Source organism: Agrobacterium rubi TR3 = NBRC 13261 (assembly GCF_000739935.1).
Lineage (GTDB): Bacteria > Pseudomonadota > Alphaproteobacteria > Rhizobiales > Rhizobiaceae > Agrobacterium > Agrobacterium rubi.
In genome coordinates, this window is record NZ_BBJU01000003.1 from 1 (window position 1) to 23,864 (window position 23,864).

Genomic DNA, 23,864 nt, shown 5'->3' on the forward strand with positions numbered 1-23,864 from the left:
CGAGGCGTCGGCTGTGGTCGTCACGTCAGGCGGCATTGGCGGCAATCATGCTCTGGTGCGGCAGAACTGGCCGGTGGAGCGGTTGGGGCAGCCGCCTGCGGAGATGGTCAGCGGCGTGCCCGCCCATGTGGATGGCCGGATGATCGGTATTACCGAGGCGGCGGGTGGTGCGGTCATCAACCGCGACCGCATGTGGCATTATACCGAAGGCGTGAAGAACCATGATCCGATCTGGCCGAACCATGGCATTCGCATCCTGCCCGGCCCATCATCCTTCTGGTGCGATGCGCGCGGCGATCGTCTGCCAGCGCCCGCCATGCCGGGCTTCGATACGCTCGGCACGCTGAAAATCCTGCGCGAGAGGAACAGCGATTACAGCTGGTTCATTTTGACCAAGGCGATCATCAAGAAGGAGTTTGCGCTGTCGGGCTCGGAGCAGAACCCCGATCTGACGGACAAGAACATCCGCCTGCTGCTCAAGCGTCTGGGCAAGGAGCCGCCAGGGCCGGTGAAAGCGTTCATGGAGCGCGGCGAAGATTTCGCCGTGGCCGATACGCTGGAAGATTTGGTCGAGGCGATGAATGCGATCACCGGCGACGCCGAGCTGGATGTCGGGCATATCCGCACCCAGATCGAGGCGCGAGACCGCGAACTGACCAATGGTTTCAGCAAGGATGCGCAGATCACCGCCATCCGCGGTGCGCGCAATTATCTCGGCGACAAGCTGATGCGCACCGCCAAGCCGCATCGCCTGCTTGACCCCGCCGCCGGGCCGCTGATTGCCGTGCGGCTGCACATTCTCACCCGCAAGACGCTGGGTGGTCTGCACACCGATCTCAACGGTCGCGTGCTGGATGGTGGCGGCGTGCCGGTGCCAGGGCTTTATGCCGCAGGCGAGGTCGCAGGCTTTGGCGGTGGCGGCATGCATGGCTACAACGCGCTGGAAGGCACCTTCCTCGGCGGCTGCCTGTTTTCAGGCCGTGTCGCGGGCAGCAGCGTGGTCGCCTAGCTGGACTTCGCCAGCGTCACGACCTCGTCTCTGCCGTCCGTTTCGAACTGGAGGCGGGCCAGTTTCGCATAGAGCCCGCCCTGGCGGATAAGGCTTTGATGCGTGCCTTCCTCGATGATGCGGCCTTCATCCATCACCAGAATGCGGTCGGCCTTCAACACCGTGGCGAGGCGGTGGGCGATGACGATGGTGGTGCGCTTTGCAATCAACTGGTCCAGCGCCTTTTGCACCAGCGTCTCGCTTTCGGCATCCAGCGCCGAGGTCGCCTCATCGAGAAGCAGGATGGGCGCATCGCGAAGGATGGCGCGGGCAATGGCGATGCGCTGGCGCTGGCCACCGGAGAGCGTCACGCCGCGCTCGCCGGCGATGGTGTCGTAGCCGTCATCGAGATTGGCAATGAAGCCATCGGCCTGCGCGGCGATGGCGGCGGTGCGCACCTCGTCTCTGCTAGCATTCGGTTTGCCGAAGGCGATATTGTCATGGATGGAGGCGGCAAAGATCGCCACATCCTGCGGCACGATCGCCAGCCGCGAGCGCAGCGCTTCCAGGGTGACGGCGCGGATATCGGTGCCATCGATGGTAATACGCCCGGATTGCGGATCGTAAAACCGCATCAGCAGCGAAAAGACCGTGCTTTTGCCAGCACCCGATGGGCCCACGATGGCAACGGTTTCACCGGCTGCAACGGTGAAAGACAGGTCGGTGATGACAGGTCTGCCCGCACCTTGCGGGTAATGGAAGGCGACGTTTTCAAAGCTCGCTTCGCCGCGCGCCGGGACGGGTAGGGGAACCGGCGTTTCCGGGTTCGTGACGGGAGACTTTTCCTGCAAAAGTTCCGACAGGCGCTCTGCAGCGCCTCCCGCCTGCGACAGCTCGCCCCAGACTTCCGAGAGCTGGCCAAGCGAGCTTGCGGCGATGACGGAGTAGAGAACGAACTGGCTGAGCGTTCCAGCCGAAATGGTGCCGATCAGAACGCCATGCGCGCCGTACCACAGAATGGCAACGACGCTGCCGAAAACGAAGCTGATGGCGACAGCCGTCAGAACGGCACGGGCACTGATGGCAGCACGGGCGCCATGATAGGCCTTCTCGACGGCGTCATTGTAGCGGGTATTGGCCAGGGTTTCGGCATTGAAGGACTGAATGGTGCGGCTGGCGGATATGGTCTCGGCCGCGAAGGCGGACGAGGTCGCCAGCGTATCCTGCGTCGTTCTGGAGCGCGAGCGAACGGAACGACCAAACGCGATCAGCGGGAAGACGATGAGAGGGATGGCCAGCAGAGCAAGGCCTGAGAGGCTGGGGCTGGTGTAAACCATCATCACCACCCCACCCAGACAGAGCAGGATGTTGCGCAGCGCCTGCGATGCGGACGAGCCGAAGGCAGAGCGGATCTGCACGGTGTCGGCGGTCAGCCGCGAGGCCAGTTCGCCGGAATGGTTGACGTCAAAAAAGGCCTGCGACAGCGAAGTCAGATGCGCGAACACATCGCGGCGCAGATCGGCGACCACCCGTTCCCCGATGGTCATGACGTAATAGTAGCGCATGGCGCTGGCGAGCGCGAGTACGACGGCAATGGCCAGAAGCACGGCGAAATAGCTGTTGATCATCGCGCCATCGGCCCCTTCGAAACCATGGTCGATGATGCGGCGAACGGCAAGCGGAAGAGCAAGCGTGGTAGCGGATGACAGAACCAGTGCAAAGATGGCAGCGGCAACCAGCCCGCGATAACGCTTCAGATAGGGAAACAGGCTGGTCAGCGGTTTTGGCGTCTTGCGCGTAGCCGTTTTCGGTTCCTGAATGTCTGCCACGATCTACTCCTGCATGTGCCGGCTTTGCGAGTGGCTTCAACCAGCCTGCGGCAAGGTCAGCATCTCGGTCTGTGTCGCCAAGTGTGAAGCCAAGCATCGGCAGGCACTTGTTATCTCGGCGACCTTCATGTATAGGCTCCGCATCGAATTGGGAAGCCATGGCCAAATGGTCTCGAGCTTCATTATTGAATTGGCTCAGTTGACGCAATTGCGGCAAATGGTCCGCACGTCACTAAAGCAGGAAGATTGTCATGAAGGCTGAAATTCATCCCGACTATCACATGATCAAAGTGGTCATGACCGATGGCACAGAATACGAAACACGCTCCACATGGGGCTCCGAGGGTCAGGTCATGAACCTCGAGATCGATCCAACGTCTCACCCAGCATGGACGGGCGGCAACCAGCAGCTGATGGACCGTGGTGGTCGCGTTTCCAAGTTCAACAAGCGTTTCGGCGGCCTCGGCCTCTAATCCTGTTGACTGTGACGAATTCAAAAACCCCGGAGCGATCCGGGGTTTTTTGTTGTTCGACATTTCGCATCGTCCATGTGAACAACAAAAAAGCAGGCCGGAGCCTGCTTTTACAATTCATAATGTCGGCTGAAACTCAGTTGCCCGAGAAGGCCGTACGCAGCAGGTTGAGCTGCGCCTGAACGCTGTTTTCGTTGTCTGGAACCTTCGTGGCTTCCGACGGGCGATAGATTTCGCGGTCGAGAAGGGCAACGCGGTTCTGGAGACGCAGGGAACGCTCGACCAGATCACGGAAGGATTCCGGCAGGTCGTTCCAGCCTGGGGCTGCACGATCAACGTTGAAGTTATCGAGGCGAACCTTGTTCTTCTCGCTCAAGACCTGATCGCGGCTCATTTCGCCGTTGTTGACAGCACGCTGAAGAAGAAGCCAGGATGCCATCTGCATGAGGCGGGTCGTGAGACGCATGGACTCTGCTGCGTAAAGAACTGACGCCATACGCGGCAATACTTTGGAGGCTGCGCGTCCGGAACCGTCGAGGTAAGTCGCCGTTTCTTCCACCAAAGTCATGCCCTCGGAGTAGAGAGACTTGAACTGGTTGGATGCCGCAGCACGGCCAGCAAAACTGATGGTATTCAAAACCTGTTCTGACATTTTTTCAAATCCTGCTTACGCACCATACTAAGGCAACGGGACAGAGGCTTAATAGTTCCGGCCTCTTTGTATTTTCAGGATGATATCAATAACGCAAATGCGCAAGCTGATTATTAAAGAAAGGTTAATACCCACAGTTTTGCTCATATGAAGGCGAGACAAAAAAAGAGCCGCAAAAGCGGCTCTCAAGGTAAAACAGGGAGAAAAATCAGACCAAATCGCCGATAGGAGAAACTGCCTGAGGTTCAGCAGAACTGAACATGTATAATATTCACTTAAAAAGCTTAATTTTTCGTTAATGGTAAACGAAAATCTGATCCACTGCGTAACGTTAATGAAATGTTGCTCATGCTCAGGATCGAAACAGGCTCTCTGCTGCCTTGCGGCCCGCCGACTTCTTCTCTCGCTCGACTTCCAGTCGTTTGATCTCGGTTTCCAGACTGTGGATACGGGCCGTCAGATCATCCACCGACAGCAGCGACAGGTCGCCACCGATAACGTGAGTCGTGGCTTGCTGTTTCAACGGCTCATCATCAAAGACACTCATATTCCGGCTCCTTTTTCCAACTCCGCCTCATCCTCCGGGTATTGAGGTGCGCGAGGATCGAGCGAGGCGCTTTCCGGTGTGATCTGGGCCATGGCCGTGGTCGAGAAATTGTCCTTCTCTTCCGTCGGAAGGGCCGCCCGCTGTCTGGAGCGGAACATGGCATAGGCGGTGATGAGGAGATGCGAAGCGGCCGTAACCCAGAAGAGGGCGTAAGGGCCAAAGGATGTCATGATCGGGCCGCCGAGCGTCGGGCCTATGATGGTGCCTATGCCGTAGAGTAGCAAAAGACCGCCAGAGACTTTGACGAAGTCTTCCGACGAGGCATAGTCGTTGGCATGGGCCACGGCGATGGGATAGGGCGCATTGGCCGTCGCGCCATAGACCGCGATCATACCGATCAGCACATAGACATGGCCGGGCTGGATGAGGGTCACGGCAAGGCCTGCAAGCGCTGCAACGCCTGACAGGCCTGCCAGCACGTAGCGACGGTCTATTCTGTCGGAGAGCTTACCGGCTGGAAACTGCGCCAAGGCGCCAATGAAGATGGTGACACTGACCATGATGGCGATGGTGGTGGGATCAAGACCCGCGCGCGCGCCAAAGACTGCGCCCAGCGTTCCATATGCGCCGTTGGCAATGCCGATGAGCAGGATGCCGACGAAAGAGACGGGCGAATTTCGATAGAGCGCGGGTAAATCGAGTTTCACCTTTTTCAGGGGCTGAGGACTTTCCGCTTTCGACAGCATGGCGGGCATAATGGCGACGCAATAAATGATGGCGCAGACCATGAACAGCGTTGTGGTGTTGACGTTACCGAAGGGTACAACCAATTGCCCCGCCACGACGCCGAACAGGGTGATGGCGATGTAAAGCGAAAAGATCGCGCCTCGGCTTTCATTGGTGGCGCGTTCGTTTAGCCAGCTTTCGATGATCATCGAGGTGCCTGCGGTGCAGAAACCGGTCAGCGCGCGCAGCGCCACCCATGACACGTCATCGATGAAAAGTCCGGTTAGCAAGATGGTGAGGCAGATGAGGGCGACGAAGCTGCCAAAGGCCCTGATGTGACCAGCGCGCCGCACGATGGCGGGTGCAACAAAGCAACCAACAACGAAGCCAGCCGCCCATGATGTGCCGAGAAAACCCAGTACTTCGTTGGAATAGCCTTCCGCCGATCCGCGAACGGGAAGCAGAAGACCCTGAAGGCCGTTGCCCAGAAACAGAAACAAGGTGCTGGATAAAAGAGCGAATACGGGTAGAAGGTTTCTGCTCATAAGCCACTCTCATGCTAAGCGATTCAAGATAAAGATCTGGTCGACGACGCGCGAATAGGTTGCCTGTCCTTGGTGAACATTAAAAATGTCCAGCCTGTGACGCTGTTTCAATAAAGCCAAAAGGTTTCGGGATGACGAAGGCAATCGGGCTTTTTCTGCTTCTGGCCATGTGCATCCAGATCATCCGCCCGCTCGGCCTGCCGGGACTGCGCAAGCGCGGCGACTGCTGGAAGATCGCGGTTGCGGCGTTTGTGATTTGGACGCTGGTGTTGTTGCTGCGGCCTTGAGGGGGGGGGAGGGGCTGTCTCTCGACCCTCATGCCGAGGTGCTTTGCCCAAAGGGCAAAGCCTCGAAGCATCCGCCACGCATTCTGCCCTAAAGCCCGCAACCCACGTCCTTCGAGGCTCCTGCGGGGCACCTCTCCTTCGACAGGCTCAGGATGATGGATGCGGGTTGCTGATGTACCAACCTGAAACCGTGCCACTATTCGCTTTCGAGACATCCCGCCACATGGGATAAATTCAAAAACAAACCGCTCGCAACGGGTTGCGAGCGGTGTGAAGAATGGCGTGTGATGATGCGAACGGGTTAAGCCGCGATTTCCTGCTCATCGCTCCAGTTGCCGAGTGCGGCGAGCGAGTTCATTTCAGCGCGGTGCTGGAAGGCGCGTTGGCCGGCGGCGACGTTTTCTGGTTTGCCGCCCCAGGCCTTGAGCGCGGTATCCTGAAGCGCGCGACCGTAGGAGAAGGTGAGTGCCCATGGCAGGTCGTAGCCAGCATTCATGGCAGAGAGATGTGCGGTTGCTTCTTCGGCAGACTGACCGCCGGACAGGAAGGCAACGCCCGGAACAGCGGATGGTACTGTGGCTTTCAGAACCTTGACCGTCTTTTCGGCCACTTCATCGACAGATGCCTTACGGGAGTTCTTGCCATCAATGACCATGTTCGGCTTCAGGATCATGCCTTCGAGGTTGACTCGGGCGTCATAGAGATCGGTGAAGACGGTGCGCAGGACCCATTCGGTTACTTCCGCACAGCGATCGATGCTATGGGTGCCGGGTTCGCCGTCCATCAGCACTTCCGGCTCGACGATGGGCACGATGCCTGCCTGCTGGCAAAGTGCGGCATAACGGGCAAGGGCCTGCGAATCCGCCTTGATGGAGCCCCATGTGGGCAGGCCATCACCGATGTTGATGACACCACGCCACTTGGCGAAACGCGCGCCAGCGTCGTAATATTTTTTCAGGCGGTCAGCGAGGCCATCGAGACCTTCTGTTACGGTTTCGCCAGGGAAGAAAGCCTGTGGCTTGGCGCCGGTATCGACCTTGATGCCGGGGATAGCGCCCGCAGCTTTGATGATATCGACGAAGGGCGTGCCATCGGCCGCTTTCTGGAAGAGGGTCTCTTCGTAAAGGATCACGCCGGAAATGCACTTTGTCATGGCGTCGTTTGTGCGAAACAGCATTTCGCGGTAATCGCGACGGCTTGTTTCCGTCGATTCCAGATTGATGCCGTCGAAACGTTTCTTGATGGTGCCGGTGGATTCGTCCGCAGCCAGCAGGCCTTTGCCATTGGCAACCATTTTCACTGCAATATCTTCAAGACGCTCAGTCATTTTCAATCTCCATCGGAACAATGAATGTGAGTTAGCAGAAGTTCCAAGGCAGGAAAATGGCGCGCTAAATCATTGAAACGATTGAAATCATTTCAATCGTTTGAAACTTTAGGAATTCTTTTAAAATATTTAAATGTGCGGAACCAGTGCAGCTCTAAGCTTCGTCGTGCGTGGTCTCTGGCATCTGCTACGTAGCACTTGTGGATAGGGTAGTGAATTTTAGGGAGAGGCTCGAGGATGGTGAGCAAGAGCCCCCGCTCCCGTAATGAGAGCGGGGGATCAGTTTGTTTTTACTTCTGCTCGTGCAGAATGGCGACGCCCGGAAGGACCTTGCCTTCCATCCACTCCAGGAATGCGCCGCCTGCGGTGGAGATGTAGGTAAAGTCATCTGCCACGCCTGCGTGGTTCAGTGCGGCCACCGTATCGCCACCACCGGCGACGGAGACGAGTTTGCCGTTTCTCGTACATTCTGCTGCGTGCTGGGCAGCGGCGACGGTTGCCTTGTCGAAGGGAGCGATTTCGAAGGCGCCGAGGGGTCCGTTCCAGACGAGGGTTTCAGCACGGGAAATCCAGCCCTTGATGGCTTCAACGGACTTCGGACCGACGTCCAGAACCATCGCATCGTCAGGGATTTCGTTGATATCGACGACTTCGTTTTCAGCATTGGCCTTGAATTCGCGCGCGATCACGCCGTCTTCCGGCAGCACGATGGCGCAGCCGGCGGTGGCGGCTTCGATCATGATCTGCTTGGCGGTTTCAGCCAGATCATGCTCACAGAGCGACTTGCCGACATGGGTGCCGCGTGCAGCGAGGAAGGTGTTGGCCATGCCACCGCCGATGACCAGCGCATCGACTTTCTTGACGAGGTTCATCAGCAGGTCGATCTTGGAAGAGACTTTTGCACCGCCGACGATGGCAACAACCGGGCGAGCAGGTGCGCCGAGGCCTTTTTCCAATGCCTCAAGCTCCGCCTGCATGGTGCGACCGGCGTAAGCGGGCAGGTGGCGGGCGAGGCCTTCTGTGGAGGCATGGGCGCGGTGAGCAGCCGAAAACGCATCGTTGACGTAGATATCGCCGTTCTTGGCAAGCTCCGCGACGAAAGCGGCGTCATTCTTCTCTTCGCCCTTGTGGAAGCGGGTGTTTTCCAGAAGCAGGATATCGCCATTGTTCATCTTTGCCACCGCATCGGCAGCAGGCGCGCCGATGGCCTCGGAGGCGAAATGCACGCTGTGGCCCAGAATCTCTTCCACCGACGAGGTGATGAGGGAAAGCGACATATCGGCGACGGGCTCACCCTTCGGGCGGCCGAAATGGGCCAGCAGAATGACTTTCGCGCCTTTTTTCGACAGTTCGAGAATGGTGGGCGCAACGCGCTCGATGCGGGTCTTGTCCGTTACCTTTCCGTCGGCAACCGGCACGTTGAGATCAACGCGGACGAGAACGCGCTTTCCGGAGATGTCAGTGAGGTGATCGAGGGTCTTGAAGGCGGGCATATATCGATCCTGATGTCGTTGAACGGGATGGGTTTGCGGGCGAACATACTATGCCTGACCGGTGGTGCAAGTCGCTCAGTCATCATTTTCTGCCAGAGAAGTGTCCGGTGTCGATGCTGGTATCTTGGTACCGGAGGTGGTTGCCTCGCGGACCTGCTTCCGTTTTGCTCGTCTTGCGCGGCTGCGCTGGATGATTTCCTTCAGGTTGATGAAGACCGGGAGTTCGGTTGCCGGTTCCACCGGTTCCAGTGAGATGCCGACGCTGGAAATGGCGTGGTTTTCATCGAGATCGCGAACGATCAGAATGAGGGAACCCAACCGCACGCGATCGGCATATTCGGCCTTGCCACCGAAGCGGCTCTGGATGAGTTCGCCGACCGTCAGCGATAGTTCTTGTGTAGAGAGCAGACCGGGGCCGTAAGACGCATCCAGCTCTTTTGCCGGGCGCTGGGGGGAGATGGCGAAGGTGCCGAAAATATCCTCGTCATCTTTAGTTACCGGTTTGGCGCTGGCGAACAGACGGTCCAGAAGGCGGGTATAGCTGGGCATGACGAAGAGATAGACCAGATCGTTTTCCCGCAGGCGGCCCGCATATTGATAACGGATGGATTTGCCGTCCCGCACCACCAGCGAGGGCATAGCCCAGCGGGGAATACGCTCCCCCTGAAGCACGGCGCTGCCCTTGGCGACGCGGTAGGAGATGAGTTCGTGGTTGGCGGTGCCGGGCAGGTCCACCTCTAGCTTATCCACATCACCCATACGCGGTGGCACGATGAGGCCGAGCCGGGTGGCGACGGGCTTGATGGTCCAGCCCTGTATCAAAAGCGAGACGAGCACGATGATGAAGGCCGCGTTGAAATAGGTTTCGGCACCTTGTAACCCGCCCAATGCCGGAAGGATGGCGAGCAGAATGGAGACGGCACCGCGCAGGCCGACCCATGCGACGAAAGTGGTTTCCTGCTGGGTGTAGTTGAATGGCAGGAGGCTGAGCCAGACGGCGAGCGGTCGTGCGATGAAGATGAGGAACAGCGCGAGCAGAACGGCTGGTATGATGATAACGGGGAATTGCGACGGCGTGGCGAGGAGACCGAGCATCAGGAACATGATGATCTGCGCCAGCCATGTCATGCCCTCATGGAAGCGGCGGATGGCGCCCTTGGCAAAGACGGTGCGGTTGCCGGCAATGATGCCCGCCACATAGACCGCCAGAAAGCCGCTGCCATGCAGGGCGCCGGTGAAGGAAAAGACGAGAAGCGCCAGCGCCAGAACGAGAATCGGCACCAGGCCGCGGTCCACCTGAAAACGGTTGACGACACTGGCAATCATCCATCCGCCAGCCAAGCCGAAGATGACGCCGAGCCCCATTTCCTGGACGAACAGCAGAAGAAAGCTGGTATCGAAGCCCGCGAGGCCCTGACCCTTTGCCACCACCTCCACCAGCGCAATGGTGAGAAAGATGGCCATGGGATCGTTGGTGCCGGATTCGACTTCGAGCGTGGAGCGGACCTGATCGCGGATATGGATGCCGCCGATGCGCAATAGGAAGAAGACCGCCGCGGCATCGGTGGAAGCGACGATGGAGCCGAGAAGCAGGCCTTCCAGCCAGGAAAAGCCGAGCAGCAAAGCTGCGGCACCAGCGAAAAAGATCGAGGTCAGCACCACGCCGACAGTGGCCAGCGAAATGGACGGCCCTGCCGCCAGCCTGAAGGACTGGACGGAGGTGCCGAAGCCGCTATCGAACAGGATGACAGCCAGCACCAGCGAGCCCAGCATATAGGCCAGCGGATTGTTGCTAAAATGAATGCCGAGGCCATCGGTGCCAGCGGCAAGGCCGATCATCAGAAAGAGGAGCAGCAGTGGCGCGCCGAAGCGATAGGCGATGAGGCTGGAAAAGGCAGCGACAAGAACGAGGACGGTGGCGACCAGCAGTAAGATGTAAAACGATTCCACGCACACGTCCCTTCATGAAGGCCGCATGGCGCACATGCTCCCGCACGTCAGCAGTCAATGCGCCACGTTTTGGACGGCCACGGCGCATGGGTTTCGCGCGGCGGGCAGGGCAAGGCGAGGTGTATCGAGTGATACGGCAGGGCACGATGCGCAACGCACACGCGACCGAATCCCTAGAGGCGATTTTTCCGAGGCAAAATGGACCAGAGCAAGGCGAGCGGGGAGGAAAATGACGCTTTTGCCCATCGATTTGACGTCACGGCAGCTGGCTATCGAGTGTATAGTGTAGCTTGACACTTTTCGCGTTGTTGGGTAGTTTTAAACTCATGAAAATCCGAAACGTGATCCATAAGGGTTTGCGCCGTTTGATTGAGGACGATGACGCGTCCGGCTTGCAGGCGGCCGTGGTGCCGAAACTGCTTCGCATTGTCTCTTTCCTTCAGGATATGGAACGCGAAGACGAATTACGCACGGTTCCGAGCTGGAAGGCGCATCAGCTGACCGGTGATCGCAAGGGCACCTGGAGCCTGTTCGTTACAAAGAACTGGCGGATCACGCTGCGGATCGATCAAGCGGAAATCGAGATTGTCGATCTCGACTATGAAGACTATCACTAGGAGGTGGCTATGAATGCGATGCAAGGCATCCGCCTGAAAAACCCCGCTCACCCCGGCGGTTTCATCAAAAGCGAGATTATCGAACCGCTAGGCCTGTCTGTCACGGCTGCGGCGCAGGTCCTCGGTGTCACGAGAGCGGCCTTGTCGGCTCTGCTGAATGAACGCTCGCATCTCTCTTCGGAGATGGCGTTGAGAATCGAGAAAGCCTTCGGTGTGTCCATGGATACGTTGATGAGGATGCAGAACAGCTTTGATATTGCGCAGGCGCGCAAGCGGGAAGGCGAGATCAATGTCGCGCCGTTCAGCGGCAAGCCAATCGATCAGCAGACCGCGCTGGGCTGACCTGAAAACTGATGTCCCAAAACACAAAACCCGGCAGGATTGCTCCCGCCGGGTTTTGCTTATTTACTATCTGCGAAAAATCAGATGGTCTTGGCCAGTGCCACTGCCGTGTCGGACATGCGGTTGGAGAAGCCCCATTCGTTGTCGTACCAAGTGAGGATACGCACGAAGTTGCCTTCCATGACCTTTGTCTGGTCCGTTGCGAAGATGGAGGAGTGGCTGTCGTGGTTGAAGTCACGGGAGACCAGCGGCTCGTCCGTATAGCCCAAGATGCCCTTCAGCGCGCCGTTGGAGGCGGACTTGATGGCGTTGTTGATTTCCTCGACGGTCGTTGCCTTCTTGGCGACAAACTTGAAGTCGACGACCGAGACGTTTGGCGTTGGAACGCGGATCGATGTGCCGTCGAGCTTGCCCTTGAGGTGCGGCAGCACGAGGCCAACGGCCTTGGCGGCACCTGTCGAGGTCGGGATCATGGACAGGGCTGCTGCGCGGGCGCGGTACAGGTCCTTGTGCATGGTGTCCAGCGTTGGCTGGTCGCCGGTGTAGGAGTGAATCGTGGTCATGAAGCCGTGGTCGATACCGACGAGGTCATCCAGAACTTTGACGACTGGAACCAGGCAGTTTGTAGTGCAGGATGCGTTGGAGATGACGAGGTGATCCTTCGTCAGCTGGTCGTGGTTGACACCGAAGACGACCGTCAGATCTGCACCTTCGGCAGGCGCCGAGATGATGACGCGCTTTGCGCCAGCGGTCAGGTGAGCGGCGGCCTTGTCGCGGGCAACGAAGATGCCTGTGCATTCCAGCGCGATATCGACGCCGAGTTCCTTGTGCGGCAGCTGGGCCGGATCGCGCACGGCTGTGACCTTGATCGGCTTGCCACCGGCCACGATGATCGTGTCGCCTTCGACCTTCACGTCAGCCGGGAACTTGCCGTGGATGCTGTCGTAGCGGAGCAGATGCGCATTCGTTTCGACCGGGCCGAGGTCGTTGATGGCAACGACTTCGATATCCGTGCGGCCGGATTCCACGATGGCGCGAAGGACGTTACGGCCGATGCGGCCAAAACCGTTAATGGCAACTTTTACAGTCATTGAGATACTCCCTGTCAATATCGTCGAATTTTGTTTGAAATGCTTGGAGTGGCGACACTGCTTGTCGCGCCGCTCCAGATTCTATTCAGGCCGTTAGCCGAGCTTTTCTTCTGCGGCAGCAACGACGGCTTCTGCCGTGATGCCGAACTGCTTGTAGAGATCCTTGGCCGGTGCGGATGCGCCGAAGGAGTGCATGCCGACAAACGCGCCGTCATTGCCGATGAAGTAATCCCAGCCCTGACGAATAGCGGCTTCGACACCAACCTTGACCGGCGAGTTGCCGATGATCGCCTTGCGATAGGTTTCTGGCTGTTCCTTGAACAGTTCAAAGCACGGGACCGATACAACGCGGGTGGAGATGCCCTTGACCTTGAGGTCGGCGGCAGCCTTCAGCGCAATCTCGACTTCCGAACCGGATGCAAAGATCGAGACCTTGGCGTCGCTTGCCGAAACCAACTCATATGCGCCGTAGGAGACGAGGTTCTTTTCCTCGTAGTCCTTGCGGGCCGGAGCCAGGTTCTGGCGGGTCAGCGCTAGGGCAGATGGGCGGTTCTTCTGGTGCAGCGCGAACTGCCAGGCTTCCGCCGTTTCCGTCTCATCCGCAGGGCGGAAGACGAGAAGGTTCGGAATAGCGCGAAGCGCTGCGATCTGCTCGACCGGCTGGTGGGTTGGGCCGTCTTCACCAACGCCGATCGAGTCGTGCGTCAGAACGTGAACGACGCGGATGCCCATGAGGGCTGCCAGGCGGATGGACGGGCGGCAATAATCCGAGAAGATCAGAAAGCCGCCAGCGTAAGGAATAAGACCGCCATGCAGTGCGATACCGTTCATGGCTGCTGCCATGCCGTGTTCGCGGATACCGTAGTGGAGGTAACGGCCTGAGAAATCGGTCGGTGTGATCGACTTCATCTGGCTGGTCTTGGTATTGTTGGAAGGCGTCAGGTCGGCAGAGCCGCCGATCGTTTCGGCCAGAATGCCGTTGATGACTTCGAGCGTGTCTTCGGATGCCTTGCGGGTGGCAACCGTTGGGTTGTCGGCGGCAACCTTCTTCTTGAAGGCGTCGATGGAGCTGTCGAAATTACCGGTCAGGTCACCGGCAAAGCGGCGCTTGAACTCGGCCTTCTTGTCGGCGTCGGTCGCTTCCAGGCGAGCTTCCCACTCCTGACGCGTCTTGGTGGAGCGCAGGCCGGCCAGACGCCATGCATCGAGCACGTCCTCTGGAATGACGAAGGGTTCTGCTTCCCAGTTCAGGCTCTTGCGGGCAGCTGCGATTTCTTCGGCACCCAGCGGGTTGCCGTGCACCTTGTGTGTGCCCTGCTTGTTCGGCGCGCCAAAACCGATGATGGTCTTGCAGGCTATGAAGGTCGGGCGGTCGGATGCGTGAGCGGCTTCGATAGCATTGGCAATTGCTTCCGGGTCGTGACCGTCGATCTCGATTGTGTTCCAGTGAACAGCCTTGAAGCGGGCGATCTGGTCTGTCGAGTCCGAGAGGCCGACTTCACCATCGATGGTGATGTTGTTGTTATCCCAGAACAGCACGAGCTTGTTGAGCTTCAGGTGGCCAGCCAGCGCAATCGCCTCGTGGCTGATGCCTTCCATCAGGCAACCATCGCCGCACAGCGCGTAGGTAAAGTGGCTCTGAAGGTCGGAGCCGAACTCTTCTTCCAGCTTGCGCTCGGCAATGGCCATGCCGACGGCATTGGCGATGCCCTGACCCAGCGGGCCTGTCGTGGTTTCGATGCCGGTGGCGTGGTGGTATTCCGGGTGACCAGCGGTCTTGGAACCCAGCTGACGGAAACGCTTGATCTCGTCGATCGTCATGTCCTCATAGCCTGTGAGGTAGAGGAGCGAGTAAAGCAGCATAGAGCCGTGACCGGCAGACAGCACGAAGCGGTCGCGGTCTGGCCACTGCCATGCCTTCGGATCGAATTTCAGGTATCGGGTGAAAAGGACCGTGGCCACATCCGCAGCGCCCAATGGCAGGCCGGGGTGGCCAGAATTGGCCTTCTCCACAGCATCCATGGCAAGAAATCGGATTGCATTGGCCATCCGGTCGTGTTTGTCGCGAGAAATCATGGCTTTTCCGTCTGTTCCGGGTGAAAGGAGATAGCCGTTATGACTATCCAAAAAGCGGTTTGATGCATAGCAGGTAGGGCGGTGCTGTCAATAAAACGAGGGGCGCTTGCAGTTCGATCGGCAACAAAAATCGTTTCGTATTTTGGCAATATTCGGGCCACCGCCCACATTCGGCCCTTGCCGCGCTGCATTCATCCACAGCGCAAAGTGTTTGAATGTATTGGTTTGATTGACGTGGGCGTTAATCAGGTCATATCGTGCAAGCGCCCTGATTGACACCAAGAGACAACGATTCGGCTTGGCTCTGGCGGTTTGGAAGAAACGATGACGGCGGAAAAAACCATACAGATTGCGTTGACGGAGCTCAGCTCTGCCATCAACAACCTTGAGAACGCGATCGATATGCGGATCGAGCGCCAGCGGGAAAATGGCGAGGTCGAGAGCGAAGTGAAGCGTGTGCATGTGGACCGTGCGCGGCTGGCGCAGGAGCTTGACCAGTCGCAATTTCGCGCCAACCGCCTCGAGGAAGTGAACCGCGAGGTTTCCCGCCGCCTCGTGACCGCGATGGAGACGATCCGCGCAGTGCTGGATCGATAGGGACTGAGGATATCATGGCTCAAGTGACGGTAATGATTGACGGCAAGGCGTACCGCATGGCGTGCGAGGCGGGGCAGGAAGCGCACCTGACCGATCTCGCCAGCCAGTTCGACCAATATGTCGGCCATCTGAAAAGCCAGTTCGGCGAAATCGGCGATTTGCGACTGACGGTGATGGCGGGCATCATGATCACTGACGAGATGTCGGAGCTTTCCCGCAAGATCGAGGCGCTGGAAGCCAAGGTTGCCACGTTGCAGAAAAACCGCGACGGGATGGCACAAAGCAAGGCGAAAACCGAGGAAATGCTGGTGGACGCCATTTCCGAACTGTCCACGCGGTTGAACGGAATTACGGAAAAGCTCGTGGCTCGTCCCAAGCCGGTGGTGAATTGAGCCGTTTTCTTCGCTGCTGTTAAGCGTCGTTTTTCAAAGCCTCTATAGCAAAGCTGCGCTCGTAGGCTCCGAACGTTATTTTCCGCGATATTGCCGTCGGTTACCCCTTCCGCTACCCACAGAACCATCCTATATAGATGACGCGTTCTGCGCTTCTCGACAGGAAACTCAATCCCTGGGGCCATACTCGATCCAAAGGGAGCTGTCCCTGGCCAGGCCCGTGGGCTTGGACATATGGCGCCCACCTACGTTTGTAGGCACCCAGGATCGTAAAACTCCATCGGTCGCCGCGGATCGCACTTTCTCTTTTTGATCGATATTTCAGGCTTTGGCAGGCGCCTTGCCGCCAAGGCGTGCGCTGACCGGTTTCCGCGCCATTGTTGCGGCCATGCGCCGATATCACTGTATCATTTGTTTTTCATCTGCCGGTCATTGCATTGGCGGAACAATTCCTTATTATTCGTGTTGGTATGTCCGCTCCCGCTTTCAACTATAGCGATTGTGGTTGCAGCCGCGACATGCCGTTCAACAGCCCAGAAGAGCTAAACTTGTTTATTGAAATTATGACCGTGGTTTTGCTCACCGTACTGAACGGTGTGCTTGCCATGTCCGAGCTTGCCGTTGTCTCCTCCAGACCGGCGAGGCTCAAAGTGCTTGCCGCACAAGGCAGCAGGGGCGCCGCCATGGCGCTCACCCTTGGAGAAAATCCCGGACGTTTTCTTTCCACCGTGCAGATCGGCATCACGCTTGTTGGCGTGCTCTCGGGTGCTTTTTCCGGTGCGACACTGGGTGCACGCTTCACCAGCTGGCTTCTGGAGCAGGGCGTGCCGGACCGTGCCGCCGATGCCATCGGCGTCGGCGTGGTGGTTGTCGCCATCACCTATCTATCGCTGATCGTTGGTGAACTGGTGCCGAAGCAAATTGCCTTGCGCGACCCTGAAAAGGTTGCCGTGCGCGTTTCGCCTGCCATGGTCATGCTGTCGAAGATCGGCGCGCCGGTCGTCTGGCTGCTGGATCGCTCGGGCAAACTGCTGCTGGCCATCCTCGGCCATAGCGGCGAATCCAACGCATCGGTCACCGATGATGAAATTCGCACGGTTCTGGCCGAAGCCCATAGTGCCGGTGTGATCGAAACCGAGGAATCGGCGATGATCACCAGCGTCATGCGGCTTGCAGACCGCAATGCCCGTGGCCTGATGACGCCGCGTCGCGACGTGGAAGTGGTCGATATCGAGGATACGGCGGAAGAAATCCGCGAGCAGTTGCGCGCCACTCAGCGCTCTCGCTTGCCGGTGCGCAACGGTGCGTCCGACGAAATACTCGGCGTTCTCTTTGCCAAGGATGCCTTCGATGCGCTGGCGTTCGGCAAGGAACTCAACGTTCGTGAACTGCTGCGCGAAGTGCCTGTCGTGTCGGATTTGACCAGTGCTGTCGATGTGATCCAGTCGCTGCGCCGCTCGACCGTGCATATGGTTCTTGTCTATGACGAATACGGCCATTTCGAAGGTATCATCAGTTCCGGCGACGTATTGGAAGCCATTACAGGTGCATTCCAGGAAGATGATGGTGAAGAGCCTGCCATGGTGGAGCGCGAAGACGGCAGCTTCCTCGTAGCCGGCTGGATGCCAGCCGACGAATTTGCCGACCGCATGGGTTTCCAGATTTCCGACGACGCCGAATTCGAAACGGTGGCCGGTCTGGTTCTCGACGAGTTCCGTCGCTTGCCGGAGCTTGGCGAACACATTACCCGCAATGGCTTCCGTTTCGAGGTCATCGACCTTGACGGTCACCGCATCGACAAGGTGCTGGTCAGCCGGGCTGCCTGATGACATCGGGCGACCTCGATAAAGCACAGATCAGGCATGAGCGTCTCGCCCTGCGGGACGCTCTTTCCGTTGAAGAGCGCGTTGCCAAAAGTCTGAGCATTGCGGCCAAGGGTACAGATGCGCTGACCTTTGCTACTGGAAAGACCGTCTCTGGCTTCCTGCCGATCCGCTCCGAGGCGGATCTACGACCCTTGATGCAGGCCTTGCGCGCTCACGGTGCGCGTCTCTGCCTGCCGGTCATTCTGGACCGTGAGACGATTGTCTTTCGCGAGTTCGCGACGGGTGTGGAGCTGGTCAAAACCGGCTTCGGCACCACCGGCCCCGATGAAAACGCGGCGGTGCTGGACCCCGATATTCTGCTGGTGCCGCTATCGGCTTTCGACGCGGCAGGCCACCGGATCGGCTATGGCGCCGGGCATTACGACAGGGCAATCGCCAAACTCCACGCAAAAGGACTTGATACAACCCTTATCGGCATTGCATTCGACTGCCAGGAAGTGCCATCAGTGCCCGCGCAGCCGCACGATGTGGCGCTGGATGCCGTTCTGACCGAGAGCGGCATGCGTTACTTCAAGGGCAGGACGGCTGGATGAGACTTCTTTTTCTCGGGGATATGGTTGGCAAGTCGGGCCGCACGGCGGTGTGGGAGCGTCTTCCGGGGCTGATCTCCGACCTGAAACTGGATTTCGTCATCGTCAATGGCGAGAACGCCGCTGGCGGTTTCGGCATCACCGAGGAGATTTATCTCGAGACGATCAATGCCGGTGCCGATGTGGTCACGACCGGAAACCATGTCTGGGACCAGAAGGAAGCCGTGACGTTCTGCGAGCGGCACGACCAGTTCCTGCGGCCTGCCAATTACCCCAAGGGAACGCCCGGCAAGGGTTCCGGCCTATTTTATGGCCGCAATGGCGCGCGTATTCTTGTGGCCAACATCATGGGCCGCGTCTTCATGCACCCGGAACTGGACGATCCCTTTAGCTCGGCAGAAAGCATTCTGGGTGCCTGCCCGCTGGGTGAACAGGCGGATGCCATCGTGTTCGACTTTCACGCGGAAGCGACCAGCGAAAAGCAGTGCTTCGGCCATTTCGTAGACGGTCGCGCTAGCTTCGTCGTCGGCACCCACACGCATGTGCCGACCGCTGACGCGCAAATCCTGAACGGCGGCACGGCCTATATGTCAGATGCTGGCATGTGCGGCGATTACGATTCCTCGCTCGGCATGGAAAAGGAAGAGCCGATCAACCGGTTCATTTCCAAAATGCCCAAAGGCCGCTTCGAAGCGGCGAGCGGTCCCGCGACCATCTGTGGCGTTGGTGTAGAGATTTCGGATCGCACGGGACTGGCGGAGAAGATCGCGCCGCTGCGAATGGGGCCAAGATTGGCAGAGACGGTTCCGGCTTTTTGGGCTTGATGCTTGTTATTATATGGCGCCGGGTGGGGCTTACCCCCCCTCTGTCCTGCCGGACATCTCCCCCTCAGGTGGGGAGATCGACTTGCGGCAGCCTTTCGGCCACTTCTAACGTTGGAAGTGAAGCGGCGTCAGAGCGCCCAGCCGATCTCCCAACCTGAGGGGGAAATGCCGGCAGGCAAAGGGGGGTGAACCCTACCCGCCAACCTCACCATACCCACCTCCAATGACGACATTGTGAGCGGCATCCCGCTCTTGCTTCTGGACGATCTTCCAACCTTGCCGCATCCTTTCCTCACTCATCTCGTTTCCGGGAGTGGTGTTGATGCTTCGCATGCTCATTCTTGCAGTGTCAGGGCTTTTGATTGCTGGCGCCGCATCGGCTCAGCAGCAGCCGAGCCGTCCCTCCGTCAACCGCCCGCCCATCAGCCAATGTCAGGCCATTGCCCAAAATCTGCCCGGCGTGACCTTTGCAAGCGTCAAGTCTGCGGATGTCCGACTGGCTCAATCCACGGCGAAGGAAGAGGTGGCGATACAATATATCGCTCACTCGACATTTCTGATCACCTCGCCGGAAGGCGTGACCATTGCCACTGATTATAATGGCGTCTACCGCCCGCCCGTTACGCCAACCGTCGTGACGATGAACAATGCGCATTCGACGCATTATACGATGCACCCTGACCCCGGCATCAAACATGTTCTGCATGGCTGGAGCGATGTGCCGGGCGAAAAAGCGGTGCATAAATTGCAGGTTGGAGATGTCTATATCCGTAATGTCACCTCAGACATCCGCAATCGCTGGGGCGGCGGTGGGCTGTTGCAGAAGGATGGAAATTCGATCTTCATTTTCGAGGTCGCAGGCCTTTGCATCGGTCATCTCGGCCATCTGCATTATGAGCTGACGGAGACGCAATATGCCGAAATCGGCCGTCTGGATGTGCTGATGGTGCCGGTAGATGGTGGATTGACGATGGGCTCTGACAGTATGAGCCGGATCGTGAAGCGGCTGCGTTCCGCCTTGATCCTCCCGATGCACCAGCCAAGCGCGCTCAAGCAGTTTCTGGTGACGTTTGGAGCGCAGTTCAAGATTGCCTATGCCAGCAGCCCCGTGATCAGCGTTTCCATGAGAAACCTTCCCCGCCAGCCGCAAATCCTCGTGCCGCAAGGCATGTGAAAGGTGACTGGCGGGGGCTGTCGTTATGCGAAGGTCAGGTGCTGTCTAACACCGATATCCGGTGTCTTGTCATCCGACAGGTTTGCCTTGGCGATTTCCCAGCCGAATTTCAGCGTGCTGTCAGTGGATGCCCAAATCTCGGCATCATCGACATGCAAGGCGAGCATTGTGAGATCTGGGTCACTCTTCCCATGTTCGTACCAGGCAGCGGTGACGGAGTTCCAATATTCGTCCAGTTTCGCTTTGTCTTCGCGAACTTCCAGCTTGCCGGAGAGGCAGGCATGATAATCGTGATCCTTGCCGATGACGCAAAAATGGGCGCGCGCGCCGGACTTCAGTGTCTGGACGAGATCGGAACTCTTCTTGGTGAAAAACCAGATGGTATTGGTCTTGGGATCGGCATGAGGTGCCATTGGTTGCATGTGGTTGTGGAGGCCTTCAAGGCCCAGCATACCGGCATGCACGGAATTGATTTCGTCCCAAAGCTGACGGGCAGGGGCGTCGCGTGCTTCACTCAGACTGACCATTGAATGTGTCTCCTTCACGTTTCTCGTTATCTGTTACGATCAGCGGGCAAGGCTGCCTGCTTTCGTACTGGTAACCAAACGGCGAGAGTACATTTCAGTTCCCTAAAGCGTTTCCTGTTAACCGGAACAGGTCTCCTCATGTGTTGCGAGAAGAGTGGACCTGTGGGCTTGAACAGCCGGGCCATCGCACTTATAAGCACCGCAATCCAAACAAACGATCCGATCAGGGGTGCCATGGCTGGCCATTCACAGTTCAAGAACATCATGCATCGCAAGGGAAAACAGGATTCGATCCGTTCGAAGATGTTCTCCAAACTCGCGCGTGAAATCACCGTTGCTGCCAAGTCCGGTCTGCCGGATGTAAGCATGAACGCCGCGTTGCGTCTGGCGGTCCAGAACGCCAAGGCGCAGTCCATGCCCAAGGACAATATCGACCGCGCCATCAAGAAGGCGTCGGGCGCGGATGCCGAGAACTACGATTATGTGCGTTACGAAGGGTACGGCCCCGGCGGCACGGCGGTCATCGTCGAAGCGTTGACGGACAACCGCAACCGCACGGCCTCCAATGTTCGTTCGATCTTCACCAAGGCCGGCGGCGCACTGGGCGAAACGGGTTCCGTTTCCTTCTCCTTCGACCGCGTCGGCGAAATCACCTACAAGGCCTCGGTCGGCGATGCCGATACCGTCATGGAAGCCGCTATCGAAGCCGGTGCCGACGACGTGGAAAGCAGCGAAGATGGCCATACCATCATCTGTGGTTTTGAAGCGATGAACGAAGTGTCTAAGGCGCTCGAAAGCGTTCTGGGAGAAGCCGAAAGCGTCAAGTCCATCTGGAAGCCGCAGAACACGGTGCCGGTGGATGAAGAAAAAGCACAGTCGCTGATGAAGCTGATCGACAACCTCGAAGACGATGACGATGTTCAGAGCGTCTACTCGAACTTCGAAGTCTCAGAGGAAATCATGGCCAAGCTTTCGGCCTGATATTTTCGCCCTGAAGAATGCAGAGGCCTCCGGCAGCAATGCGCGGAGGCTTTTCTTTTTCAGTCGCTTTTTGCTATCAAAGATATTATTTCTGCCTTCGGTTTATTTTTTTGTCTTTTTATTCCGTTGGATGGAGAGCGTTTTGGGCGCAACGACGATCGTCAGGCTGGTGGGGTGGTGCTTTCTGGTGTTGGGGCTTGTGTTTGCCGCGGCTGGCGCTGGCCTGTTTTATTACGACAACCAGTTTGCGGCGCGCGCATTGCGGGCTGAAGGTGTGGTCTCGGACCTCGTTCGCAAAAGAGACGAAACGGGCTACACCGCGATCGTTCGCTTTACTGACGCCCAGAGTCAGCAGCAGGAAATGGCGGATCGAATGAGCTCCAGCCCGCCGCGCTTTTCGCGCGGAGACAAGGTGGATATTCTGTACGATCCGCAATCACCGTCAAGCGCGCTGATCGATGATGTCCAAGGCCGTTATTTTTTGCCCGGCATGTTTGGTGGGTTGGGGATCATTTTCACGATCCTCGGCGGTGCCATGGTTCTCGTGCTTTTTTTCAGGAAGCGTCGCAATGCCTGGCTGCTACGCTTCGGGCAGCCTGTGGAGGCGGATTTTCTGCATGTGTTTCGGGATGAGAAGCTGAATGTGAACGGTGCCAACCCGTTTCGTGTGGTTGCGCAGGGTGCCGACCCCACAAACGGGCGCATAAGGCGCTACGAAAGCGGCCCGATATGGGTCGATCCGACGGATCAGTTACAAGGCCGAAAACTGCGGGTTTTGGTCGATCCGAAAAAGCCCGAGCATCACATGATCGACTTGACCGATGTCGTCAGCGGTCCCGCATGACTGCGAGATCGCTTTGAACTGAATGCCGTTAGGCGGCCTGTCTCAGGCCGCTGCGAACTTCGGCGAAGACTTCGACCGAGCGAAGGCGTTTTTGGATGTCGTGAACCGGCATCGAGACGATCAGCTCGTCCGCATCGGTGGCCGACAGGAATTCGCCGAGTTTTTGCTCGACTGTCGCGTGAGAACCGACCACTGCGTATCTGAGCGTATGATCCACCGTGATGCGCTCCATGTCGCTCCAGTAATCATCCATATTGTCGACGGGTCGTGGGAACTGAGTGCGGACATTCTTTCGCAGATTGACGAATTGCTGCTGCGCCGAGGTGAACAGATGTTCCGCTTCATCGTCGGTATCTGCCCCGACACCCATGACGCCAACCATGACATAGGGCTTTTTCAGTGTTGCCGATGGCTGGAAGCGTTCGCGGTAGATCGCGATGGCGTCCATCAGCATGTCTGGCGCGAAGTGCGATGCAAAGGAGTAAGGCAGGCCGAGCATCGCTGCCAAATGCGCGCTATAGGTGCTGGAACCCAACAGCCATATCGGCACATTGGAGTTCATGCCGGGCACAGATAGAATGGCCTGGTCCGGCTGTGGTGCGCCGAGATATTGTTGCAGCTCGATAATATCGTGCGGAAAGTTTTCAGCACCGGCATCGAGATTGCGCCGCAGCGCGCGGGCTGTGCGCATGTCGGTGCCGGGCGCACGACCAAGGCCGAGATCGACGCGACCCGGCAGGAGGGCGTCCAGTGTACCGAACTGTTCGGCAATGACGAGGGGCGAGTGATTGGGCAGCATGACGCCGCCGGAGCCGACGCGGATGCGCGATGTTGCAGCACCAACGTGAGCGATGACGATCGCGGTCGCGGCGCTGGCGATGCCCGGCATGCCGTGATGTTCGGCAAGCCAGATGCGCTCATAGCCCTGTTCTTCGGCCTTGATCGCCATGCGGCGCGAATTGTCAAGCGCCTTGCTCGCGTTCTCGCCTTCACCGATGGGCGACAGATCGAGAATGGAAAAAGGAATCATAGGACGCTCCTGATGCGTTTCGTGTTGTGCAAGATGTAAGTTTTATGGCCGAATTTGCCAGTGCAATCGCGCCGAATTGAACGATGGATCAAAAAAACTGGTGCACCGCTGAGACGGTTTGCAACCGAAAAATCCA

At 58.1% G+C, this 23,864-nt stretch carries 24 protein-coding genes and 1 other RNA gene; 14 read left to right on the top strand and 11 right to left on the bottom strand.

Annotation, left to right across the window (positions count from 1 at the left end):
* Positions 1-1,009 (top strand): FAD-binding dehydrogenase (locus RRU01S_RS01295; RefSeq protein WP_045228447.1); only part of this gene is annotated, 1,009 nt, incomplete at its 5' end.
* On the opposite strand, the gene RRU01S_RS01300 is transcribed toward RRU01S_RS01295, so the two are convergent.
* Positions 1,006-2,817 carry an ABC transporter transmembrane domain-containing protein gene (locus tag RRU01S_RS01300; protein ID WP_045228448.1) on the bottom strand — a complete coding sequence of 604 codons (1,812 nt, stop codon included), beginning with the start codon at positions 2,815-2,817 and terminating at the stop codon, positions 1,006-1,008. The two genes, RRU01S_RS01295 and RRU01S_RS01300, sit on opposite strands and share 4 nt — an antisense overlap.
* A gap of 251 nt (positions 2,818-3,068) precedes the next feature.
* Between RRU01S_RS01300 and rpmE the strand changes: the two genes are divergently transcribed.
* On the top strand, positions 3,069-3,290 hold the full coding sequence (gene rpmE, locus RRU01S_RS01310; RefSeq protein WP_045228450.1) for a 50S ribosomal protein L31: 222 nt from the start codon (positions 3,069-3,071) through the stop codon (positions 3,288-3,290).
* 136 nt (positions 3,291-3,426) lie between these two features.
* Here rpmE and rcdA read toward each other — a convergent pair whose 3' ends face one another.
* The 3 genes from rcdA to RRU01S_RS01325 all read right to left on the bottom strand — a co-directional run bounded on the left by rcdA (position 3,427) and on the right by RRU01S_RS01325 (position 5,760).
* A complete protein-coding gene (gene rcdA, locus RRU01S_RS01315) occupies positions 3,427-3,942 on the bottom strand; it encodes a protease adaptor protein RcdA (RefSeq protein ID WP_045228451.1) in 516 nt (171 codons plus the stop codon).
* 352 nt (positions 3,943-4,294) lie between these two features.
* A complete protein-coding gene (locus tag RRU01S_RS01320) occupies positions 4,295-4,489 on the bottom strand; it encodes a DUF1192 domain-containing protein (protein WP_045228452.1) in 195 nt (64 codons plus the stop codon).
* Positions 4,486-5,760: an MFS transporter gene (locus RRU01S_RS01325; RefSeq protein WP_045228453.1), complete on the bottom strand. Its 1,275-nt coding sequence runs from the start codon at positions 5,758-5,760 to the stop codon at positions 4,486-4,488. The genes RRU01S_RS01320 and RRU01S_RS01325 overlap by 4 nt, the downstream gene beginning before the upstream one ends.
* A gap of 131 nt (positions 5,761-5,891) precedes the next feature.
* Between RRU01S_RS01325 and RRU01S_RS26140 the strand changes: the two genes are divergently transcribed.
* The gene (locus RRU01S_RS26140; protein ID WP_164470667.1) at positions 5,892-6,047 is read left to right on the top strand and encodes a hypothetical protein; all 156 of its coding nucleotides are present in this window, start codon (positions 5,892-5,894) and stop codon (positions 6,045-6,047) included.
* A gap of 301 nt (positions 6,048-6,348) precedes the next feature.
* On the opposite strand, the gene RRU01S_RS01330 is transcribed toward RRU01S_RS26140, so the two are convergent.
* The 3 genes from RRU01S_RS01330 to RRU01S_RS01340 all read right to left on the bottom strand — a co-directional run bounded on the left by RRU01S_RS01330 (position 6,349) and on the right by RRU01S_RS01340 (position 10,817).
* Positions 6,349-7,374, bottom strand: a complete 1,026-nt coding sequence (locus RRU01S_RS01330) for a class I fructose-bisphosphate aldolase (protein ID WP_045228454.1) — start codon at positions 7,372-7,374, stop codon at positions 6,349-6,351.
* 290 nt (positions 7,375-7,664) lie between these two features.
* Positions 7,665-8,867 (bottom strand): phosphoglycerate kinase, encoded by a 1,203-nt coding sequence (locus RRU01S_RS01335; RefSeq protein ID WP_045228455.1) that lies wholly within the window; start codon positions 8,865-8,867, stop codon positions 7,665-7,667.
* A 75-nt stretch (positions 8,868-8,942) separates the two neighbouring features.
* Positions 8,943-10,817 carry a potassium/proton antiporter gene (locus RRU01S_RS01340; protein ID WP_045228456.1) on the bottom strand — a complete coding sequence of 625 codons (1,875 nt, stop codon included), beginning with the start codon at positions 10,815-10,817 and terminating at the stop codon, positions 8,943-8,945.
* A 326-nt stretch (positions 10,818-11,143) separates the two neighbouring features.
* Here RRU01S_RS01340 and RRU01S_RS01345 point away from each other — a divergent pair, with 326 nt between their 5' ends.
* Positions 11,144-11,434: a type II toxin-antitoxin system RelE/ParE family toxin gene (locus tag RRU01S_RS01345; protein ID WP_045228457.1), complete on the top strand. Its 291-nt coding sequence runs from the start codon at positions 11,144-11,146 to the stop codon at positions 11,432-11,434.
* A gap of 9 nt (positions 11,435-11,443) precedes the next feature.
* Complete coding sequence (locus tag RRU01S_RS01350) at positions 11,444-11,776, top strand: HigA family addiction module antitoxin (RefSeq protein ID WP_045228458.1); 333 nt, start codon at positions 11,444-11,446, stop codon at positions 11,774-11,776.
* Between the two features lie 80 nt (positions 11,777-11,856).
* Here the strand turns inward: RRU01S_RS01350 and gap are convergent, their stop codons facing one another.
* Both gap and tkt read right to left on the bottom strand, forming a co-directional pair.
* Positions 11,857-12,867: a type I glyceraldehyde-3-phosphate dehydrogenase gene (gene gap / locus RRU01S_RS01355; RefSeq protein ID WP_045228459.1), complete on the bottom strand. Its 1,011-nt coding sequence runs from the start codon at positions 12,865-12,867 to the stop codon at positions 11,857-11,859.
* A 93-nt stretch (positions 12,868-12,960) separates the two neighbouring features.
* Complete coding sequence (gene tkt / locus RRU01S_RS01360; protein WP_045228460.1) at positions 12,961-14,943, bottom strand: transketolase; 1,983 nt, start codon at positions 14,941-14,943, stop codon at positions 12,961-12,963.
* 324 nt (positions 14,944-15,267) lie between these two features.
* Here tkt and RRU01S_RS01370 point away from each other — a divergent pair, with 324 nt between their 5' ends.
* The 7 genes from RRU01S_RS01370 (at position 15,268) to RRU01S_RS01395 (ending at position 20,346) form a co-directional block, all read left to right on the top strand.
* Positions 15,268-15,540: a DUF4164 domain-containing protein gene (locus RRU01S_RS01370; RefSeq protein WP_045228735.1), complete on the top strand. Its 273-nt coding sequence runs from the start codon at positions 15,268-15,270 to the stop codon at positions 15,538-15,540.
* Between the two features lie 14 nt (positions 15,541-15,554).
* Positions 15,555-15,932 carry a cell division protein ZapA gene (locus tag RRU01S_RS01375; RefSeq protein WP_045228462.1) on the top strand — a complete coding sequence of 126 codons (378 nt, stop codon included), beginning with the start codon at positions 15,555-15,557 and terminating at the stop codon, positions 15,930-15,932.
* A 141-nt stretch (positions 15,933-16,073) separates the two neighbouring features.
* Positions 16,074-16,232: non-coding RNA, 6S RNA (gene ssrS, locus RRU01S_RS25185), on the top strand.
* Positions 16,233-16,495: 263 nt separating this feature from the next.
* Positions 16,496-17,758 carry a hemolysin family protein gene (locus tag RRU01S_RS01380; protein ID WP_045228736.1) on the top strand — a complete coding sequence of 421 codons (1,263 nt, stop codon included), beginning with the start codon at positions 16,496-16,498 and terminating at the stop codon, positions 17,756-17,758.
* The gene (locus RRU01S_RS01385; RefSeq protein WP_045228463.1) at positions 17,758-18,351 is read left to right on the top strand and encodes a 5-formyltetrahydrofolate cyclo-ligase; all 594 of its coding nucleotides are present in this window, start codon (positions 17,758-17,760) and stop codon (positions 18,349-18,351) included. The genes RRU01S_RS01380 and RRU01S_RS01385 overlap by 1 nt, the downstream gene beginning before the upstream one ends.
* Positions 18,348-19,172 (top strand): TIGR00282 family metallophosphoesterase, encoded by an 825-nt coding sequence (locus tag RRU01S_RS01390; RefSeq protein WP_045228464.1) that lies wholly within the window; start codon positions 18,348-18,350, stop codon positions 19,170-19,172. Before RRU01S_RS01385 ends, RRU01S_RS01390 begins: the two co-directional genes overlap by 4 nt.
* 319 nt (positions 19,173-19,491) lie before the next feature.
* The gene (locus RRU01S_RS01395; protein WP_081879967.1) at positions 19,492-20,346 is read left to right on the top strand and encodes an MBL fold metallo-hydrolase; all 855 of its coding nucleotides are present in this window, start codon (positions 19,492-19,494) and stop codon (positions 20,344-20,346) included.
* Between the two features lie 23 nt (positions 20,347-20,369).
* Here RRU01S_RS01395 and RRU01S_RS01400 read toward each other — a convergent pair whose 3' ends face one another.
* Positions 20,370-20,873, bottom strand: a complete 504-nt coding sequence (locus RRU01S_RS01400; protein WP_045228466.1) for a pyridoxamine 5'-phosphate oxidase family protein — start codon at positions 20,871-20,873, stop codon at positions 20,370-20,372.
* A gap of 234 nt (positions 20,874-21,107) precedes the next feature.
* On the opposite strand from RRU01S_RS01400, the gene RRU01S_RS01405 reads away from it, so the two are divergent.
* A complete protein-coding gene (locus tag RRU01S_RS01405) occupies positions 21,108-21,854 on the top strand; it encodes a YebC/PmpR family DNA-binding transcriptional regulator (protein WP_045228467.1) in 747 nt (248 codons plus the stop codon).
* A gap of 142 nt (positions 21,855-21,996) precedes the next feature.
* Positions 21,997-22,698, top strand: a complete 702-nt coding sequence (locus RRU01S_RS01410) for a DUF3592 domain-containing protein (RefSeq protein WP_165572196.1) — start codon at positions 21,997-21,999, stop codon at positions 22,696-22,698.
* Positions 22,699-22,726: 28 nt separating this feature from the next.
* On the opposite strand, the gene RRU01S_RS01415 is transcribed toward RRU01S_RS01410, so the two are convergent.
* Positions 22,727-23,728: an LLM class flavin-dependent oxidoreductase gene (locus RRU01S_RS01415; RefSeq protein WP_045228469.1), complete on the bottom strand. Its 1,002-nt coding sequence runs from the start codon at positions 23,726-23,728 to the stop codon at positions 22,727-22,729.
* Positions 23,729-23,864: the final 136 nt, after the last annotated feature.

Excerpts from the sequence above, each read along its gene's own strand:
- RRU01S_RS01345 (WP_045228457.1), top strand. The coding sequence starts at position 11,144 with ATGAAAATCCGAAACGTGATCCATAAGGGTTTGCGCCGTTTGATTGAG.
- RRU01S_RS01415 (WP_045228469.1), bottom strand. The coding sequence starts at position 23,728 with ATGATTCCTTTTTCCATTCTCGATCTGTCGCCCATCGGTGAAGGCGAG.
- RRU01S_RS01400 (WP_045228466.1), bottom strand. The coding sequence starts at position 20,873 with ATGGTCAGTCTGAGTGAAGCACGCGACGCCCCTGCCCGTCAGCTTTGG.
- gap (WP_045228459.1), bottom strand. The coding sequence starts at position 12,867 with ATGACTGTAAAAGTTGCCATTAACGGTTTTGGCCGCATCGGCCGTAAC.
- RRU01S_RS01380 (WP_045228736.1), top strand. The coding sequence starts at position 16,496 with ATGACCGTGGTTTTGCTCACCGTACTGAACGGTGTGCTTGCCATGTCC.
- rpmE (WP_045228450.1), top strand. The coding sequence starts at position 3,069 with ATGAAGGCTGAAATTCATCCCGACTATCACATGATCAAAGTGGTCATG.
- RRU01S_RS01350 (WP_045228458.1), top strand. The coding sequence starts at position 11,444 with ATGAATGCGATGCAAGGCATCCGCCTGAAAAACCCCGCTCACCCCGGC.
- RRU01S_RS26140 (WP_164470667.1), top strand. The coding sequence starts at position 5,892 with ATGACGAAGGCAATCGGGCTTTTTCTGCTTCTGGCCATGTGCATCCAG.
- RRU01S_RS01325 (WP_045228453.1), bottom strand. The coding sequence starts at position 5,760 with ATGAGCAGAAACCTTCTACCCGTATTCGCTCTTTTATCCAGCACCTTG.
- tkt (WP_045228460.1), bottom strand. The coding sequence starts at position 14,943 with ATGATTTCTCGCGACAAACACGACCGGATGGCCAATGCAATCCGATTT.
- RRU01S_RS01330 (WP_045228454.1), bottom strand. The coding sequence starts at position 7,374 with ATGACTGAGCGTCTTGAAGATATTGCAGTGAAAATGGTTGCCAATGGC.
- rcdA (WP_045228451.1), bottom strand. The coding sequence starts at position 3,942 with ATGTCAGAACAGGTTTTGAATACCATCAGTTTTGCTGGCCGTGCTGCG.
- RRU01S_RS01335 (WP_045228455.1), bottom strand. The coding sequence starts at position 8,867 with ATGCCCGCCTTCAAGACCCTCGATCACCTCACTGACATCTCCGGAAAG.
- RRU01S_RS01370 (WP_045228735.1), top strand. The coding sequence starts at position 15,268 with ATGACGGCGGAAAAAACCATACAGATTGCGTTGACGGAGCTCAGCTCT.
- RRU01S_RS01390 (WP_045228464.1), top strand. The coding sequence starts at position 18,348 with ATGAGACTTCTTTTTCTCGGGGATATGGTTGGCAAGTCGGGCCGCACG.
- RRU01S_RS01320 (WP_045228452.1), bottom strand. The coding sequence starts at position 4,489 with ATGAGTGTCTTTGATGATGAGCCGTTGAAACAGCAAGCCACGACTCAC.
- RRU01S_RS01405 (WP_045228467.1), top strand. The coding sequence starts at position 21,108 with ATGGCTGGCCATTCACAGTTCAAGAACATCATGCATCGCAAGGGAAAA.
- RRU01S_RS01385 (WP_045228463.1), top strand. The coding sequence starts at position 17,758 with ATGACATCGGGCGACCTCGATAAAGCACAGATCAGGCATGAGCGTCTC.
- RRU01S_RS01375 (WP_045228462.1), top strand. The coding sequence starts at position 15,555 with ATGGCTCAAGTGACGGTAATGATTGACGGCAAGGCGTACCGCATGGCG.